The organism is Streptomyces sp. CAI-85 (assembly GCF_013363615.1).
GTDB lineage: Bacteria > Actinomycetota > Actinomycetes > Streptomycetales > Streptomycetaceae > Streptomyces > Streptomyces antibioticus_B.
The window spans coordinates 49,291-65,525 of the sequence record NZ_JAANNX010000019.1 but is presented as its reverse complement, the minus strand read 5'-3'; the positions used below and the strand labels follow the sequence as shown (position 1 = coordinate 65,525).

Sequence of the window (16,235 nt, the reverse complement as noted above, 5' to 3'; positions counted from 1 at the left end):
TCAGTCTCGCGCCACGCGCAGCGCACCGCCCGCACCCACGACCGCGAGCGCCCCGTCCCGGTCGGTCCGCAGCACCCTCGCACCGCCCGCGCGCAACGCCGCGACCGTGCTCGGAGCGGGATGCCCGTACGAGTTGTCCGCGCCGCAGGAGATCAGCGCCACCCGGGGCGCCACCGCGCGTATCAGGTCCGGATCTTGATACGCCGACCCGTGATGGGCGACCTTCAGCACGTCCACCCCTCTCCACCGCCCCGCGCCCGGCGAACGCGCCAGCGCCCGCTGGGCCGGGGGTTCCAGATCCCCGAGCAGCAGCATCCGCAGCCCGCCCGACCGAACCGCCAGCGCCACGCTCGCGTCGTTCGGCCCCTCGGGCTCCGGCGTCTGCCGGGGCGGCGGCCACAGCACCTCCCAGTCGAGGGGACCGGCCCGGCGCCGCTCCCCCGCCACCGCCCGCACCACCGGCACCTTCCGCGCCGCCGCCTCCCGCCGCACGAACTCCACCTGCCCCACCGGCTCCTCGAACCCGGTGGTCTCGATCGCCCCCACCTCCCGCCCGCGCAGCACCCCGGGCAGCCCGGCGACATGGTCGGCGTGGAAGTGGGTGAGGACGACCAGCGGCACCCTGGTGACGCCGAGCGTGCGCAGGCAGCGGTCGACCAGCGCCGGGTCCGGCCCGGCGTCCACCACGACCCCGGTGCCGTCGCCCGCCGCGAGGACCGTCGCGTCGCCCTGCCCCACGTCGCACATCGCCAGCCGCCAGCCCGGTGGCGGCCAGCCCGTGAGCACCCGGGTCAGCCTGGGCGGCTGCACCACCGCCAGCACGAGCAGCACCCCGCAGACCGCGCACAGCCAGGGCCGCCCCAGCAGCCGCCGCACGACGAGCAGCACCGCCGCCGTGGCGAGCGCGAGGAGCAGCGCGCCGGTCCAGCCGCCCGGCCAGTCCACGCCCCCGCCCGGCAGCGCCGCCCCGGCCCGGGCGATGCCCGCGATCCAGCCGGCCGGCCAACTCGCGCACCACGCCAGCGCCTTGGCGACCGGCATCGCCACGGGCGCCGTCACCAGCGCGGCGAAGCCCAGCACCGTGGCCGGCGCCACCGCGAACTCCACCAGGAGGTTGCACGGCACCGCCACCAGGCTCACCCGCGCCGACAGCACCGCCACCACCGGCGCGCACAGCGCCTGCGCCGCGCCCGCCGCCGCCAGCGCCTCCGCGAGCCTCGGCGGCACCCCGCGCCGACGCAGCCCGGCGCTCCAGCGCGGCGCCACCGTCAGCAGCGCCCCGGTGGCCAGCACCGACAGCAGGAACCCGTAACTCCGGGCCAGCCAGGGGTCGTAGAGCACCAGGAGCAGCACCGCCGTCGCCAGCGCCGGCAGCAGCGATCTGCGGCGGCCGGTGGCGAGGGCGAGCAGCACGACGACTCCGCAGGCCGCCGCCCGCAGCACGCTCGGATCGGGCCGGCACACGACGACGAACCCGAGGGTGAGGCCGCCGCCGAGCAGCGCGGTCCCCCGCAGCGAGATGCCCAGGCGCGGCGCCAGCCCCCGCCGTTCGACCCGTGGGGCCAGTCCGGGCGGGCCGAGGAGCAGCGCGAGGATGATCGTCAGATTGCTGCCCGACACCGCCAGCGTGTGGGCGAGGTCCGTCTCCTTGAACGCCTCGTCCAGCTCCGGCGTGATCCGCCCGGTGTCCCCGACGACCAGCCCCGGCAGCAGCGCCCTGGCGTCCGCCGGGAGCCCGTCGGTGGCCTCCCGCAGCCCCGCCCGCAGCCGCCCCGCCACCCGCTGGGCGGCGGACGGCTCCGCCACGACCGAGGGCGGCCCGCCGTCCCTCACCCGCAGCACACCGGCGACACGGTCCCCGCCGACCGTGGCGGGAGCCAGCCGCCCGGTGACCCGCACCCGGGTGGACGGCAGCAGCCCGAGCCACGGCGACCCGGCCTCCGCCCGCGCAGCCTCCGCCCTCGCGCTCTCCTCGGCGTCCACGATCATCAGCACTGGAGTCCGCGTCGCCACGGACCTGCCGTCCCGCATCTCGACCCGCCGGACCACCCCGGGGACCAGCACCGCCGCGGACGTCACACGGTCCCCTCTGACCTTGGGACGGCTGAGCCGCGGATCGGACCCGATCTCGACCTCGGCCGTGACGATCGCGTACTCCCGCGCCAGCCCCGGCACCGGCCCCCGCCGCACATCGGCGCCGTGCAGCCCCGCGGAGACGGCGGCCGCGCCGACGCAGAGGAGGGTGGCGGCGAGGGTGACCCCGGCCCAGCGGCGACGGGCCGACAGGACCTCCGTTCGGACCGACAGCACCCTCGCCCGGGCCGACAGCACCCCTGCCACGACCAGACACACCAGCGCGATGCCGATCGCCACCGCCACGGACGCGTCCAGCGCAAGCGCCGCCGTCGCCCAGGCCGCGAGCGCGGGCGGGACCAGGCGCAGATCCGCCGGACCCTCCTGCCGGGGATGCGCGTCGCCCAGCCGTCTCCCGGACACCACGTGCACGGCCCGCCGGGCGGAGGACCCGGGCGGCCCCGCCCGCACACCCCCGGCGCTCGCCTCGCCCCTCCCCTCGCCCCTCATGGCCGGACGAGGTTCCGCAGATCGGCGAAGCGCCGGGCGCCGATGCCCTTGACCTCGCGCAGTTCGTCCACCGACCGGAACCCGCCGTTGCGTGTGCGGTGGTCGATGATGTGCTGGGCCAGGACGGGGCCCACGCCCGGCAGCGTGTCGAGCTGCTCCACGGTGGCGGTGTTGAGCGAGACCACGGCCGGGACGCCGGGCGGAGCGTTCGCCGGAGCGCCGGCCGGGACGCCCCCGGCCCCCGGGGCGGGCGGCGCCGACCCACCGACCACCACCTGTTCGCCGTCCACGAGGAACCGCGCCTGGTTGAGGCCCTCGGTGTTCGTCCCCGGCCGCACCCCACCGGCCGCGCTCAGCGCGTCGGCCACCCGGGAACCGGCCGGCAGCCGATGGATCCCGGGCTCCCGGACCTTCCCACTGACGTCCACCACGATCTCGGCCGCGGGGGAAGCGACGGGAGCGGACGCCGCCTCGGCGGAACTCGGGCCCACCGCCCCCTCACGCTCCCCCTCCCCGTACGGCGCGGCCCGCACCACCTCCGGTGCCGACACGGGCTCGGCCCGCCCCGACCGGAAGTGGTGCACGGCGAAGCCCGCGGCGACGACCAGCACCACCGTGAGCGCCAGCACGCTCCGCCGCTCCACACCGCACCGCGCCTGCACCCACACCGGCAGCCGCTCCCGCAACGCCGCCCCGAACCGCTCCCGCCGACCGGCCACGGCGACCGGAGCCGGTGCATCGGTCAGCCCGGCACCGCCGACGCCCCCGACCGTCGGCCCCGTCACCGACTCCCGTCGGCCCACGGTCCGTTCGTCGAAGAGTGCCGCCGCCCGCCGCCGCAGTTCCTCCGCCGAGGCACGCCGGTGTCCGGCACGGCCGGGGCCGAGTCCAGGGCCAGGGCCGGAACCGGGGCCAAGGTCAGAAGAGCGGCCTCGCAGGCGGCGCGTTGAAGTACGGTGCCGCCCGTCGGAGCCTGCCCCACGGCCGGGTCCGCTGGTCGGGTACGAGGTGCGAGTGCGTGATCGAAGTGCCATGCCCCGAGGATCGGACACTTCGCCGGATCGCGATGATCTTGCTCAATTCCCGTGGATTACCGCCCGGTTGTGGACAACCGCACCACCCCCACGAGTGAAGGGGACGCCCCCGCGCTCCCTCGACCCCGAGACCCGCGACCCGCGCCCCCGCGACCTCACCGAGGCGAGACCACGGCCCCCAGCAACCCCGGCCCCGTGTGCGCCCCGATCACCGCGCCGACCTCGCTCACATGCAGGTCCGCGAGGCCGGGCACCCGCGCCCGCAACCGGTCCGCGAGGGCGGACGCCCGTTCCGGGGCCGCCAGATGGTGCACGGCGATGTCGACGGAGGCACTCCCCGCCCGGTCGGCCACCAGCTCCTCCAGGCGGGCGATCGCCCTCGACGCCGTCCGCACCTTCTCCAGCAGCTCGATCCGGCCGCCGTCGAGCTGGAGCAGCGGCTTCACCGCGAGCGCGGAGCCCAACAGGGCCTGGGCGGCGCCGATCCGGCCGCCGCGGCGCAGATAGTCGAGGGTGTCGACGTAGAAGTAGGCGGAGGTGCCGGCAGCCCGCTTCTCGGCGGCGGTGACCGCCTCGTCGACCGTCCCGCCCGACTCCGCCACCTCGGCCGCGGCGAGCGCGCAGAAGCCGAGGGCCATCGCGACCATGCCGGTGTCCACCACCCGCACCGGCACCGGTGCCTCGCGGGCCGCGACCACGGCCGCGTCGTACGTGCCGGACAGTTCGGCGGAGAGATGGAGGGAGACGATGCCGGTCGCGCCGGACTCGGCGACCTCGCGGTAGGTCTCCGCGAAACGCTGCGGGCTCGGGCGCGAAGTGGTGACGGGGCGTCGCTTCTGGAGCGCCTGGGCGAGGGAGCGGGTCGAGATCTCGGTGCCCTCTTCAAGGGCCTGGTCGCCGAGGACGACGGTCAGGGGCACCGCGGTGATGCCGTGACGCTCCATCGTCCGCTGCGGCAGGTAGGCCGTGGAATCCGTGACGATCGCGACATGGCGGGACATGAGCTGGAGGTTACCTGGCGTAGCTCCGGGACCGCAGCCCGGCCCCTCTGATCCGGGAGGCCCTTGACCGGATCATGGCCCCGCCTCAGGTGGTGCTCTCGGGGCGCGGCTTCTTCTGCCAGGGGTAGGTGGGGCGCGGTCCGGGCGGGGTGATGGCGGGCCGGGTCGGCTCCTCGGCGGTGCGCGCGCCGGGCGTCTCGGGCCAGGTCTGGCGCGGGTCCGCGGCGCCGGCCGCGGCGGGCGGGGCCTCCGGCCACGGAGGCGTGGGCGCGGGCGTGGGCGCACCCGGTGACTTCGTACCCGGTGTCTTCGTGCCCGGTGTCTTCGTGCCCGGCGTCTTCGTGCCCGGTGCCGAGGGGGCGGCCGCGCGCGGGGGCTCGGTGGTGGTCCAGTGCCGCAGGGCGCCGGCCTCGACGTCGATCTGAGCGCTGAGGGAGTCCAGGTCGTCCTCCGCGAAGCGGCGGGCGCGGTCGCGGGCGGCCCAGCGCAGCGCGTCGGCGGACTCGGTGATCCGGTCGGTGCGCTCCCGCAGGGACGGCATCCGCCCGGCGAGCGTCGCACGGTCGGGTTCGGACTCCAGGCGCCTGAGTTCGGCGTCCAGCTCCTGGCCGTGGGCGCTGAGGCGCTCGAAGAGGCCGAGGGACTCCTTGAGCGACTCGTCCTCGGCGGCGCCCGCGTGCAGGGCCTCCTGGGTGGCGCGCATCGAGGTGCGCAGCTTGAGGCGGAGCTGGGCGACCTCGCCGGCCGGTCCGGGCTGGGCGAAGGACTTGGCGCGCAGGGTGTGGTCCTCGACCGTGCGGCGGGCCTGGTTGATGGTGCGGTCCACGCCGCGCTTGGCGGCGCCGACCACCTTCACCGTGGCGTACGCGCCGAGCACCAGGAACAGTACGACGAGCAGGGCGAACACTGCGGCGACCGCTTCCACGGGCTCCTCCTCCGGCCTGCCGCGGCACACCTCGCGCCGCTCACCTCGCGCCGCGTGTCCGCGTCGCTCTTCCCACCGTAAACGCAAGGGGCAGGTCCGGAGTTCCAGCAGAACCCCGAACCTGCCCTCAGCGAACCCCTAGGGGACGCCCGGCACCGAGCGCCCCGGCAGGACGTACCTCACGCCGGCACGACGACGTACCTCACGCCGGCACGATGTTCACGAGCTTCGGCGCCCGCACGATCACCTTGCGGATCCCCGCGCCGCCCAGCGCCTTGACCACGTTCTCGTCGGCCAGCGCGACCTTCTCCAGTTCCTCGTCGGAGATGGCGGGCGACACCTCCAGGCGCGCCTTGACCTTGCCCTTGATCTGGACGACGCAGGTGACGCTCTCGTCCACGACGTACGCCGGGTCGGCGACCGGCAGGTCCTGGTGGACGACCGAGTCGGTGTGGCCCAGCTTGCGCCACAGCTCCTCGGCGATGTGCGGGGCCAGCGGCGCAACCAGCAGCACCAGGGCCTCGGCGACCGTGCGCGGCACCGCGGCGCCCGCCTTGGTCAGGTGGTTGTTCAGCTCGGTGATCTTGGCGATGGCGGTGTTGAAGCGCAGGCCCTCCAGGTCCTGGCGCACTCCGTCGATCGCCTTGTGCAGGGCGCGCAGCGTCGTCTCGTCGGGCTCGGTGTCGACGACGGTGACCTCGCCGGTGGCCTCGTCGACGACATTGCGCCACAGCCGCTGGAGCAGCCGGTACTGGCCGACGACCGCGCGCGTGTCCCAGGGGCGGGAGACGTCCAGCGGGCCCATCGCCATCTCGTACAGGCGCAGGGTGTCCGCGCCGTACTCGGCGCAGATCGCCTCCGGGGTCACCGCGTTCTTCAGGGACTTGCCCATCTTGCCCATCTCGCGCTTGACCGGTTCGCCGGCGTGGTAGAACCCGCCGTCGCGCTCCTCGATCTCGGCGGCCGGCGCCGGGAAGCCCCGGCTGTCGCGGTAGACGTAGGCCTGGATCATGCCCTGGTTGAACAGCTTGTGGAACGGCTCGGCCGACGAGACATGGCCCAGGTCGAACAGCACCTTGGACCAGAAACGCGCGTACAGCAGGTGCAGCACGGCGTGTTCGGCGCCGCCGACGTACAGGTCGACGCCGCCGAGCGGCGCGCCCTCGCGCGGGCCCATCCAGTAGCGCTCGATCTCCGGGTCGACCAGGCGCTCGCTGTTGTGCGGGTCCAGGTAGCGCAGTTCGTACCAGCAGGAACCGGCCCAGTTGGGCATGGTGTTGGTCTCGCGCCGGTAGCGCTTGGGGCCGTCGCCCAGGTCCAGGGTGACGTGGACCCAGTCCTCGTTGCGCGAGAGCGGGGTCTCGGGGCGGGAGTCGGCGTCGTCCGGGTCGAAGGTGCGCGGCGAGTAGTCCTCGACCTCCGGCAGCTCCAGGGGCAGCATCGACGCGGGCAGCGCGTGGGCGACGCCGTCCTCGTCGTAGACGATCGGGAAGGGCTCGCCCCAGTAGCGCTGGCGGCTGAACAGCCAGTCGCGCAGCCGGAAGTTGACGGTGCCCTCGCCGATGCCCTTGCGCTCCAGCCACTCGGTGACCCGGGCCTTGGCGTCGGCGACGGCCAGGCCGTCCAGGGAGATGTCGTCGTTGGAGGAGTTGATGATCTTCGCGTCGTAGGACCCGAAGGCGTTCTCCCAGGTCGCGGTGTCCGTGCCGCGGCCGTCGGTCGGCTCGACGATGCAGGTGACCGGCAGTTCGAAGGCGCGGGCGAACTCGAAGTCGCGCTGGTCGCCGGCCGGGACGGCCATGATGGCGCCGGTGCCGTAGCCCATCAGGACGTAGTCGGCGATGAAGACCGGGATCCGCTCGCCGTTGACCGGGTTGGTGGCGTGGGCGCCGATGAAGACACCGGTCTTGTCCTTGGCCTCGGCCTGCCGTTCGACGTCGGACTTGGACGCGGCCTGCGCGCGGTACGCGGCGACGGCCTCGGCCGGGCTCGCGTGCCCGCCCGTCCACGCGTCGCGGGTGCCCTCGGGCCAGGTGTCCGGGGTGAACTTGTCGACCAGCGGGTGCTCGGGCGCCAGCACCATGTAGGTCGCGCCGAACAGGGTGTCGGGGCGGGTGGTGAAGACGGTGATGTCCTCGCCGTCGATCGGGAAGCGCACCCGGGCGCCCTCGGAGCGGCCGATCCAGTTGCGCTGCTGGAGCTTGATGGCCTCGGGCCAGTCCAGCGCGTCCAGGTCGTCGAGCAGGCGGTCCGCGTAGGCGGTGATGCGCATGTTCCACTGGCGCAGCTTGGCCTTGAAGACGGGGAAGTTGCCGCGCTCGGAGCGGCCGTCGGCGGTGACCTCCTCGTTGGCCAGCACGGTGCCCAGGCCGGGGCACCAGTTGACCGGCGAGTCGGAGGCGTAGGCCAGGCGGTAGCCGCCCAGGACGTCGGCGCGCTCGGCGCCGCTCAGTTCGTTCCAGGGGCGGCCGCCGGGCACACCGCGCTCACCGGACTCGAACTGGGCGATCAGCTCGGAGATCGGGCGGGCCTTGTCCGCCTCGTCGTCGTACCAGGAGTCGAAGATCTGGAGGAAGATCCACTGGGTCCACTTGTAGTAGTCCGGGTCGATCGTGGCGAACGAGCGGCGCTTGTCGTGGCCCAGGCCCAGCCGGCGGAGCTGGGACTTCATGTTGGCGATGGCCGCCTCGGTCGTCACGCGCGGGTGCTCGCCGGTCTGTACGGCGTGCTGCTCGGCGGGCAGGCCGAAGGCGTCGAAGCCCAGGGTGTGCAGGACGTTGTGGCCGGTCATCCGCTGGTAGCGGGCGAAGACGTCGGTCGCGATGTAGCCCAGCGGGTGGCCGACGTGGAGGCCCGCACCGGAGGGGTACGGGAACATGTCCATGATGAACTTCTCGGGGCGGGCGACGACCGCGGGGTCGCCGGCCAGGTCACCCGTGGGGTTGGGGGCGGCGTACGTGCCCTCGGCGTCCCAGAAGTCCTGCCAGCGTGCCTCGATCTCGGCGGCCATGGCCGCCGTGTAGCGGTGCGGCGCGGCCACCTCGGCAGTGGCAGCGGGGTTCGTCTCGCTCATGTCCTCAAAGCTCCATCGATCGTCTCTGCCAGCGGCTGTGTCATCCGGAAACGAAAAATCCCCTCGCACAGGAGGGGACGCCGCGCCGATTCCGAGCCGTCCGGTTCACGTCGGTTCACCGGAGGTTCGGGACTGTCAGCGCGGCTCGCTAAGCAGGAGGCGTACGGCACGCATGGCGCTAGGGTACCGCAGCCCCCGATCGCGCCGCGACGGACTTCCCGCACGTTGAGCAGACCGGCACGCGTGTGCGTATCTGTCACGGACGACGGGCACACCCGGCGGAGCCGAAGCTGAACAAAGGTCAAAGATTACTTCGCGTAACAGCCACTAAGGGGACATCGGAACGCCCCTGTTTTCATTTGATAACAACGCAATAACTCAAACCTCGTACCCCCCGGTATGGAGCCACTTAGAGTTCGGCAGCGGGACCGCTTTCCCGAAACTGCTCGGAGTTGCCCCCATGAACCCTCTTCGCACCAACAGCTCGCTCCCCAAGCCGGGTCGGTCGGCCTACGGGGTGGCGTCGGCTGCCGTCCTGGTCCTCATACCCGTGATCGTGCTGGTCGGAGGTGACCAGTTCCAGGCGTTCCTGAACTTCGGCGCGGGCGTACTGTCCCTCGTCTCACTGAGCTGTTCGGTGATCTGGGGTCTGTTCGCCCAGGACCGGATCTTCCTCAACACACGTCAGCGGATCATCGGCCAGGCGGTCCACCGGACGACCGCCGTGGCGTCGATCGCGTTCCTGCTGCTGCACATCACCACCAAGATCGCCCTGGACCACACCGAACTGATCGGGGCGCTCATCCCGTTCTCGCTCGGCGTCACCGGCATCGGCGGTCTGATCGGCCTGGGCTCCCTGGCCGGCCTGCTGATGATCTTCGTGGGCATCACGGGCGCGCTGCGCAACCACTTCGCCGCACCGGCCGAGGTCGCGGCCCGCTGGCGCGCGATGCACATGCTGGCCTATCCGGCCTGGTGCGCCGCGCTGATCCACGGGCTCTACGCGGGTCGCCTCGCCAAGCCGATCTTCTTCATCCTGTACGGCCTGTGCCTGGTGGGCGTGATGGGCGCCCTCGCGCTCCGCGCCGCCCCGCGCCCGGTCAAGCGGCAGCTCGCGGACCGCATCAACACGGTCCTGGGCGGCTCCCCGGAGCGCTCCGCCATGGACGGCCTGGAGGCGTCACGCGCGCGTAGGGCCGAGGGCGGCGGCTCCGGACGCAGGTCCGAGTCCGAGAGGGGCGGCACCGGCAGTTCCGCCCTGCCCGGCTACGAGAGCAGCGGCCGCTCGGCCGGCTCCGGCCCGGCGGCCTCCCCGCTGTTCGACAACCCGGCCGGCGCGGAGTCCGCGAACGGCTACGCGGCCGCCTACCGCGCCGTCAACACACCGAACCCGCAGCAGCCGTACGCGGGAGCCGGTGCCGGCGCCGACCAGACCGCCCAGATGAACGCCCAGTTCGACACGCAGGCCACCGCGGCGATGCCACGCGTGGACAACGGCGGCAGCACCTCGGGAAGCTGGCCGATCCCGTCCCCGCCGCCGGTCGGCGAGGCGCCCCGGTCCGTCTACGACCCGCTCCAGGACACCGGATTCAACATCCCGGTCTATGGCAATACGGGCACCATCCCGGTCGTGGGAGGTGATGTGTACAACACCGGTGAGACGAACGCCCAGTACGGCGCGTACAACTCGAACGACACGTACAACAGCGGTCCCGCCAATGAACCATCCCCGGGTCAGTCCTACGACTCCCCGGGTTCGGGCGAACCTTGGAACACGCCTTCCGGAGGCTATAGGTGAACGAGGCCCTGCCCGACGTCCCGGAAGTCCGCGTGGTCGGTCTTCCGCAGCTCACGTCCGGCTTCGACCTTGTGGAGAGACTCGACCTGCCCATGCACCTGAAGGTGCACGGGCCGCTCGAACCCATGGGCGGCGAGAAGCTCGCCCAGCTCTCCGAACGCATCAACCTCAAGGGCCGCGGCGGCGCGGGCTTCCCCTTCCACAAGAAGCTCCGCTCGGTCGCCGACGCGGCGATCAAACGGGGCGTACGGCCGGTCGTCGTCGTCAACGGCAGTGAGGACGAACCGGCCTGCCGCAAGGACACGGTGATGATCAACCGTGCCCCGCACCTCATCCTGGACGGCGCGCTGCTGGTCGCGGAGGCGCTGGGTGCCCGCACGCTCGTGGTGGGGGTCACCCGCGAATCGACCCAGCGCTCCATGGAGGCCGCCCTCGCCGAGCGCGGGCTGAGCAACGGCCGCCGCTCGGCGCTGAAGGCGTTCGTCCAGCGCAACCCGATCCGCATGGTCACCGGCGCGGCCGCGTCGCTGATCCGCTCCATCGACGGCGGCCCGGCCATCCCGCCCGGCCGCAAGGTCAGCGCCTCGCAGAACGGCGTCGGCGGCGCCCCCACCCTGCTGTCCAACGCCGAGACCTTCGCCCAGCTCGCCATCGCCGCCCGCATCGGCCCGGAGCGCTACGGCAACACCGGCCTCTACGACGAGCCCGGCACCGTCATGCTGACCGTCTCCGGCGCGGTCGCCCGCCCCATGGTGATCGAGGTCCCCACCGGCGTACCGCTGCGCTACGTGCTCCAGCTCGCCGGCGCCCCGCCGGTCCCCCAGGGCGTGCTGACCGGCGGCTACCACGGCAAGTGGATCGACGCGGCGACCGTCAACGAGGCGGTCGTCTCCCGCAATTCGCTGGACGCGGTGGGCGGCGCCCTCGGCGCCGGCGCGATCCTGCCGATCAGTCAGGAGACCTGCCCGCTCGGCGAATCGCTGCGGGTGGCGCAGTGGCTGGCCGAGGAGAGCGCGGGACAGTGCGGTCCCTGCTACCTCGGTCTGCCGGCCGCCGCGCGCGGCATGGAGGACATCATCAACGGCGGCGGCCCGGCCGCCCTGGAGGCGCTCAAGCAGGTCGCCAAGAACGTCAAGCGGCGCGGCGCGTGCTCGCATCCGGACGGCTCCGCGATGTTCCTGGAGTCGACCATCAAGGCGTTCACCGACGACCTCGCCGCCCATGTCCTCGGAAACGGCTGCGGACGGCCCGTGGAGGGCGTTCTGCCGCTCTTCGAGGAGGGCATGGCCCCCGCGGGCATCACGAGCGGTTCATCGCCCCAGGAGAGCGGTGACAGCCGTCAGAAGATCTTCGTCGACTGGACGCTGTGCCGCGGCCACGGCCTGTGCGCGGACATCCTGCCGGAGGTCTTCCAGCTCGGCGCGGACGGATTCCCGACCGTCGCGCAGGCGAAGGTGCCGCGCTACGCCGAGGCGAAGGCGCTGCGCGCCGTACGCCGCTGCCCCGCGCTGGCGCTGCGGCTGGAGGAGGACACGCGCGCGCAGGCGCCGTCCCGCAACCTCCCGGTGCTCTCCCAGGGCCGCGGCCGCCGCGCCCTGGGCCGCTGACACCGAACACACCCTCAGGGGGCCGCCCGGCACCGGGCGGCCCCCTGAGGCGCTTCCGCGGAAGATCCCGCACCAAGAAGATCCCGCACGGGAAAGATCCCGAATGCAAAAGATCCCGCCCGATCTTGACGATCGGACGGGATCTGATTTGTGGAGCTAAGGAGAATTGAACTCCTGACCTCCTGCATGCCATGCAGGCGCTCTACCAACTGAGCTATAGCCCCTTGCGGTGTTCCGGCGGGTTTCCCCGGCGGCGACGCCAACATTACACGGTCCCTGGGGTGGACCACCAAATCGTTTCCGTTCTGTCCGGTTTGACGGAAACGTCAAGCTGTGACGAACGAATAGAACCGCTTCAGCGTGCAGTGCTCCTCGAGCAGCCGGCCGTAGATCGGTTCGCCCTCGAGCTCGCGGTACGTCTCGATGGGGTCGCCTTTTATGATCAGCGCCCGGGCGCATTCCTCGCACCAGTACTGGTAGTCGGGGTTGACGGGTTCCATGTCGCGCACGATCGGGGTGCCGCCGCCACACCAGTCGCACTTTCGCCTGTGTGCACCCATCGATCAGCTCCAGCTGTGGCCGCAGGCCGTGCACACGTAGGAGATGCCGCCGTTGTCCCCGAGGACCTGGGCGACATGGCCGGAACCGCAGGAGGGGCAGTAGAGGCGGGTGGCCGTGTTCCGAGTCAACGCCGCTTCGGAGAGGTGACCGCCCTCTCCGAGGATGCTCGCAGGCATCGCTTACTCCCTCCCGTCGGGTCGCGCCCCCTTCCGGCCGTTTGATTCTGCCACGGCCGGGCCGATACGGTCAGCGACGCCTCAGTACCAGTCCGGACACGGCACCGGGCCCCGCCGCCGCTTCGAGGGCGAACGTGCATGTGAGAAGCGCTTCCGAAGAGGTATACGCCTCTGGGGCCCAACTGACTCAAGCCGGTGGCAGAACAGTCCGCGGAAGATCCGCCGACCGCTCCGCCGGGACGGTCCGGGGGCAACGAAAGATCCCGCCCCCTCAAGGGGACGGGATCTTCACAAGTGGAGCTAAGGAGAATTGAACTCCTGACCTCCTGCATGCCATGCAGGCGCTCTACCAACTGAGCTATAGCCCCAGGTGTTCTTCCCGCCTGGCGGGGCGAACAAGAAGAACTTTAGCCTGCGACCTGCCGGAAAGTGAAATCCGGGGTCCCGGCCCGTCGGGACCGGCCGGGACCGTTCAGTCGTCGTCGCCGAGCACCGGCTCCGGCAGGGTGCCGGCGTTGTGCTCCAGCAGACGCCAGCCGCGGGCGCCCTCGCCCAGCACCGACCAGCAGCAGTTGGAGAGGCCGCCGAGGCTCTCCCAGTCGTGCGGCCGCAGACCGAGCAGCCGGCCGATGGTGGTGCGGATCGTGCCGCCGTGGCTGACGACGACCAGCGTGCCGTCGTCCGGCAGCTTCTCGGCGTGCCGCAGCACCACCGGGGCGGCCCGGTCGGCGACCTCGGTCTCCAGCTCGCCGCCGCCGCGGCGGACCGGCTCACCGCGCTTCCACGCGGCGTACTCCTCGCCGTACCGGCCGACGATCTCCTCGTGCGTGAGCCCCTGCCAGACGCCCGCGTACGTCTCGCGCAGGGCCTCGTCGTGGCTGACCTCCAGGCCGGCCAGCACGGCCAGTTCCGCGGCCGTGTCCGCGGCGCGCGAGAGGTCGGAGGCGACGATGGCGTCGGGCCGCAGGGAGGCCAGCAGCCGGGCGGCCCGGCGGGCCTGGGCCACGCCGGTCTCGGTCAGCGGGACGTCCGTGCTGCCCTGGAAGCGCCGCTCCACGTTCCACGCGGTCTGGCCGTGGCGCCAGAGGATGACGCGGCGGCCCCGGCCCGGCTTGCGGCCGGCGGCGTCCGCCGGGGCGCTCACCGGAGCTCCTCGAAACCGGCGGTGTCGTCCTCCTCGGCCTGGAGCTTGGCGTGCTCGGCACCCTTGCCGCGGGTCGCCCTGGCGTCCTCGGGCAGGTCCAGCTCGGGGCAGTCCTTCCAGAGCCGCTCCAGGGCGTAGAAGACGCGCTCCTCGCTGTGCTGGACGTGGACGACGATGTCGACGTAGTCGAGCAGGATCCAGCGGGCGTCGCGGTCGCCCTCGCGGCGTACCGGCTTGGCGCCGAGGTCCTTGAGGAGGCGCTCCTCGATCTCGTCGACGATCGACTTGACCTGGCGGTCGTTGGGCGCGGAGGCCAGCAGGAAGGCGTCCGTGATCGACAGCACGTCGCTGACGTCGTAGGCGATGATGTCGTGCGCGAGCTTGTCGGCGGCCGCCTGTGCGGCGGTGGTGATCAGCTCGATGGAGCGGTCGGTGGCGGTCACTGCGTGGCTTTCCGTCGGCGGTCGTTTGACCTCCAGGGTCTCACGGACCGCCGACGTCACCCCACGTGTTTGTGGATCACCGGGCCCCGCCGCTACGACGACGAGGGCTCGTAGTCCTGGCCGAGGACGACCGTCACGTCCGCGTTCGCGCCCACCTCGCCCTTCTTGACGGCACCGGCGGGCAGGCCCAGGGTCTTGGCGACCTCGGAGGCGTTCTCCTTGCCCGCGGCGTCCGCGTACCGCACCTCGGAGGTGGCGCGGGCGGCGGATGCCGTACCGGCGTCCAGGAAGGTGAAGCCGCCGTTGAGGAGCACCACGCGCGCGTCCTCGGTGTCGGACTTGGTGCCGGTGGCGTTCTGCACGGAGACGCTGACGGCGGCGTCCTTGTCGGGGCTCTTCGCGGTGCCGCCGAGGACGTCCTTGACCACACCGGAGCTGCCCTCGGTGCTGAGCGTGCCGTCGGCCTGGACGGGCAGCAGGGCCGTCTGGTGGTCGCCGCCCTTGGCGAGGTCGGCGAGGTTCGCGAGGAAGGTGCCGAGGTCCTTGTCGGTCAGCGACGGGTCGAGGATCTGGGCCAGCGTCTGCACGGTGACCGTGGCGGCCTGCGGGTCGGAGGAGATCTTGCGCAGGACGCCCTGGAGGACCTGCCCGAACCGTTCGAGCTGCGCGTTCTGCGCCTCGCCGGGGGCGCGGTAGGTGGCGTAGCCGACGGCCATCTTGCCGCTGAGGGTCTGGCCCTCGCCCTTGCGGACGAGGGGGGCCTCGCCCTTCTTGGCCTTGGGGTCGGGCACGTCGGTGTCGGTGTCGACCTCGATGTTGCCGACCAGGTCCACGAGGTTCTGGAGGTAGGGGGTGTCGAGGCGCCAGGTGCCCTCGATGTCCGTGCCGAGGACGGCGTCCAGGGCGGTGCGGGTGCCGTCGGAGCCGTCGTCGTCCACGGACTTGGCGAGCGTGGTCGTGGTGCCGTCGTCGGTGGTCAGGACCAGGGAGTTGGGCAGCAGCACGGTGGTGGCCTGCCGGGTGGTGGTGTTGTCGACCAGGAGCGCGGTGGCGGTGTCGCCGCCGGCCGTGTCGTGCAGATGGACGACGACCACGTCCCGCTTCTGCGCGGCGCCCGCGGCCGCCGTCTTCGCCCCGGTGTCCGAGGAGTCCGAGAGTCCGGGCAGCTTCCCGGCGTACCAGAGCCAGCCGACGCCGCCGACGGCGACCAGGGCCATGACGACCACGAGGGCGATCAGCCGGCCGCGGGCGCGGCGCTTGGCCTCCTCGCGGCGCTCGGTGCGGTTCTCGGTGAAGTTCAGCCAGTCGATGACGTCCTCGGAGTCGCCGTCGGGCTCCTCCACGAACGCGAACTGCTCGGTGCGGTAGTCGGGTTGGGGACTGTCGGCGTCCTGCGGACGGGGCCGCTCGGCCGGTCCGCCCCGCCGGCCGGTCTCCTCCGGCGCGGCCGGGCGGGCCTGCTGGGGGATGTGGGCGGTCTGCCCGTAGGGGTCGTACGGGGCGTCGGTGCCGGTGCTCGTGCCCGCACCGCCGCCGGTGTCGGTGGCGTACGGGTCGTAGGTGGCCTGACGTCCGGTGTCGTACGGGGTGTCGTACGCGGTGTCGTATCCGGCGACGGGCTGCTGGTGACCGGTGTCGTACGGGTCGTAGGGGGTCGCCTGCGGTCCGCCCTGGGGCTGACCGCCCTGGGCGTACGGGTCGTACCCGTAGCCCTGACCGCCCTGGACTCCCTGGACACCTTGTCCGCCCTGTTGCCCGTAAGGGTCGTAGGGCTGCTGCTGTGGGACCTGCTGGGCCGGGACCTGCCGGTAGACCGGCTGTCCGTACTCGTCGTAGCCGACGAGCTGGTACGGGTCGCCCCCGTACCCCGCGTCGTATCGGTCGTTCACC

12 protein-coding genes and 2 tRNA genes are annotated in these 16,235 nt (G+C 72.6%); 2 read left to right on the top strand and 12 right to left on the bottom strand.

Going from position 1 to position 16,235, the window contains the following annotated elements; all coding sequences use genetic code 11:
- The 5 genes from G6W55_RS21485 to leuS form a co-directional block, all read right to left on the bottom strand.
- Nucleotides 1-2,505, bottom strand: coding sequence for a ComEC/Rec2 family competence protein (locus G6W55_RS21485; protein ID WP_309243779.1), 2,505 nt, complete (start codon nt 2,503-2,505; stop codon nt 1-3).
- A 74-nt stretch (nt 2,506-2,579) separates the two neighbouring features.
- Nucleotides 2,580-3,617 carry a ComEA family DNA-binding protein gene (locus G6W55_RS21480; RefSeq protein WP_175522461.1) on the bottom strand — a complete coding sequence of 346 codons (1,038 nt, stop codon included), beginning with the start codon at nt 3,615-3,617 and terminating at the stop codon, nt 2,580-2,582.
- 155 nt (nt 3,618-3,772) lie between these two features.
- Nucleotides 3,773-4,618 carry a DegV family protein gene (locus G6W55_RS21475; RefSeq protein WP_175522460.1) on the bottom strand — a complete coding sequence of 282 codons (846 nt, stop codon included), beginning with the start codon at nt 4,616-4,618 and terminating at the stop codon, nt 3,773-3,775.
- 85 nt (nt 4,619-4,703) lie between these two features.
- Nucleotides 4,704-5,543 (bottom strand): hypothetical protein, encoded by an 840-nt coding sequence (locus tag G6W55_RS21470; RefSeq protein WP_175522459.1) that lies wholly within the window; start codon nt 5,541-5,543, stop codon nt 4,704-4,706.
- Between the two features lie 202 nt (nt 5,544-5,745).
- Nucleotides 5,746-8,616, bottom strand: coding sequence for a leucine--tRNA ligase (gene leuS / locus G6W55_RS21465; protein WP_175522458.1), 2,871 nt, complete (start codon nt 8,614-8,616; stop codon nt 5,746-5,748).
- Nucleotides 8,617-9,076: 460 nt separating this feature from the next.
- Between leuS and G6W55_RS21460 the strand changes: the two genes are divergently transcribed.
- Both G6W55_RS21460 and G6W55_RS21455 read left to right on the top strand, forming a co-directional pair.
- Entirely contained in the window at nt 9,077-10,414 is a 1,338-nt protein-coding gene (locus G6W55_RS21460; RefSeq protein WP_175522457.1) for a cytochrome b/b6 domain-containing protein, read from the top strand.
- Complete coding sequence (locus G6W55_RS21455) at nt 10,411-12,021, top strand: NADH-quinone oxidoreductase subunit NuoF family protein (protein WP_030779346.1); 1,611 nt, start codon at nt 10,411-10,413, stop codon at nt 12,019-12,021. The genes G6W55_RS21460 and G6W55_RS21455 overlap by 4 nt, the downstream gene beginning before the upstream one ends.
- A 151-nt stretch (nt 12,022-12,172) precedes the next feature.
- On the opposite strand, the gene G6W55_RS21450 is transcribed toward G6W55_RS21455, so the two are convergent.
- From G6W55_RS21450 to G6W55_RS21420, 7 genes are all read right to left on the bottom strand, one after another.
- Nucleotides 12,173-12,245, bottom strand: a tRNA-Ala gene (locus tag G6W55_RS21450).
- A 102-nt stretch (nt 12,246-12,347) separates the two neighbouring features.
- Nucleotides 12,348-12,581 carry a hypothetical protein gene (locus tag G6W55_RS21445; RefSeq protein ID WP_030779348.1) on the bottom strand — a complete coding sequence of 78 codons (234 nt, stop codon included), beginning with the start codon at nt 12,579-12,581 and terminating at the stop codon, nt 12,348-12,350.
- A gap of 3 nt (nt 12,582-12,584) precedes the next feature.
- Nucleotides 12,585-12,758, bottom strand: a complete 174-nt coding sequence (locus G6W55_RS21440) for a hypothetical protein (protein WP_107419081.1) — start codon at nt 12,756-12,758, stop codon at nt 12,585-12,587.
- Nucleotides 12,759-13,053: 295 nt separating this feature from the next.
- Nucleotides 13,054-13,126: transfer RNA gene (locus G6W55_RS21435), tRNA-Ala, on the bottom strand.
- Nucleotides 13,127-13,230: 104 nt separating this feature from the next.
- A complete protein-coding gene (locus tag G6W55_RS21430) occupies nt 13,231-13,902 on the bottom strand; it encodes a histidine phosphatase family protein (protein ID WP_175522456.1) in 672 nt (223 codons plus the stop codon).
- A complete protein-coding gene (rsfS, locus tag G6W55_RS21425; RefSeq protein ID WP_175522455.1) occupies nt 13,899-14,345 on the bottom strand; it encodes a ribosome silencing factor in 447 nt (148 codons plus the stop codon). The genes G6W55_RS21430 and rsfS overlap by 4 nt, the downstream gene beginning before the upstream one ends.
- Nucleotides 14,346-14,437: 92 nt before the next feature.
- Nucleotides 14,438-16,234: an LCP family protein gene (locus tag G6W55_RS21420; RefSeq protein ID WP_175522454.1), complete on the bottom strand. Its 1,797-nt coding sequence runs from the start codon at nt 16,232-16,234 to the stop codon at nt 14,438-14,440.
- Between the last annotated feature and the right edge of the window lies 1 nt (nt 16,235).

Excerpts from the sequence above, each read along its gene's own strand:
- G6W55_RS21480 (WP_175522461.1), bottom strand. The coding sequence starts at position 3,617 with ATGGCACTTCGATCACGCACTCGCACCTCGTACCCGACCAGCGGACCC.
- G6W55_RS21475 (WP_175522460.1), bottom strand. The coding sequence starts at position 4,618 with ATGTCCCGCCATGTCGCGATCGTCACGGATTCCACGGCCTACCTGCCG.
- leuS (WP_175522458.1), bottom strand. The coding sequence starts at position 8,616 with ATGAGCGAGACGAACCCCGCTGCCACTGCCGAGGTGGCCGCGCCGCAC.
- G6W55_RS21460 (WP_175522457.1), top strand. The coding sequence starts at position 9,077 with ATGAACCCTCTTCGCACCAACAGCTCGCTCCCCAAGCCGGGTCGGTCG.
- G6W55_RS21445 (WP_030779348.1), bottom strand. The coding sequence starts at position 12,581 with ATGGGTGCACACAGGCGAAAGTGCGACTGGTGTGGCGGCGGCACCCCG.
- G6W55_RS21440 (WP_107419081.1), bottom strand. The coding sequence starts at position 12,758 with ATGCCTGCGAGCATCCTCGGAGAGGGCGGTCACCTCTCCGAAGCGGCG.